The organism is Streptomyces sp. NPDC047042 (genome assembly GCF_040644035.1).
Lineage (GTDB): Bacteria > Actinomycetota > Actinomycetes > Streptomycetales > Streptomycetaceae > Streptomyces.
On record NZ_JBEYVP010000128.1, the window covers coordinates 1 to 1101 of the forward strand.

Annotated in this window: 1 protein-coding gene; it reads left to right on the forward strand. The window is 60.5% G+C overall.

The window, feature by feature from the left end:
- The first annotated feature begins 224 nt into the window (after positions 1 to 224).
- On the forward strand, positions 225 to 1064 hold the full coding sequence (locus tag ABZ855_RS48425) for an IS5 family transposase (RefSeq protein WP_360820500.1): 840 nt from the start codon (positions 225 to 227) through the stop codon (positions 1062 to 1064).
- Positions 1065 to 1101: the final 37 nt, after the last annotated feature.

The window sequence follows — 1101 nt, forward strand, 5'->3', positions numbered from 1 at the left end:
AGAGGGCGTTTATGCAGGTCAAGGCCCGTACGCACCTTATGCGAGTGCCCCATTTCGTTGAGGATTGCCCGATAGGTGAAGAACATCGCCTGGCGGGGCGATAGCCTCGTCGCCCGTCTCATCCGCTTCTGGTTTCAAAAACCCGTCTGACGTAGAGATACAGCAGAACCTCCCAGCAGTCTGCGGAACGAATGATTCCGGCGTGCCTATGCTCAGGCTGTGCTGTGAGTGATCGAAAGCCGTACCCCAGCGACTTGTCGGACGCCCGATGGGCCCTGATCGAACCGACGCTGACGGCCTGGCGGAATGCCCGCCTCAAACGTCGCCCCACCGGCCAGCCGGCGAAAGTCGATCTTCGTGACGTGTTCAACGCGATCCTCTATCTCAACCGCACCGGAATTCCCTGGAAATACCTCCCACATGACTTCCCTGGCCATGGCACCGTCTACTTCTACTACGCGGCCTGGCGCGACGAGGGGATCTTCGCCCAGCTCAATTACGACCTCACCGCCCTCGCCCGCGTGAAGGAAGGCCGGAAGTCCGAGCCGACGGCCTCCGTCATCGACACCCAGAGCGTCAAGACCTCCACCAACGTGCCCGTGACCAGCCAGGGAACGGACGCCGCGAAGAAGATCGTGGGCCGGAAGCGAGGCATCCTCACTGACACGATCGGCCTGATCCTCGTTGTGACCGTCGCCGCTGCGAGTCTCTCGGAGAACGCACTCGGGATACGCCTCCTCGACCAGGCGAAAAACACGTACCCAACCATCACGAAAAGCTGGGCCGACGCCGGTTTCAAGAAGGCCGTCGTGGAGCACGGCGCGAACCTCGGAATCGACGTCGAAGTCGTCGACAAAAACCCTGGGACCCGCGGCTTTCACGTCCTGAAAAGACGCTGGGTAGTGGAACGAAGTATCGGTTGGATCATGATGCACCGCCGGCTCGCCCGCGACTACGAGACCCTCCCCGTCAGCTCCGAAGCCATGATCCACGTCGCCTCGATCGACAACCTCGCTAAGCGCATAACGGACGAGAACACACCAACCTGGCGAGGAACTTACTAGGTTTTAAAGGGCAATTCGGCTACATCAAACGCCCTCT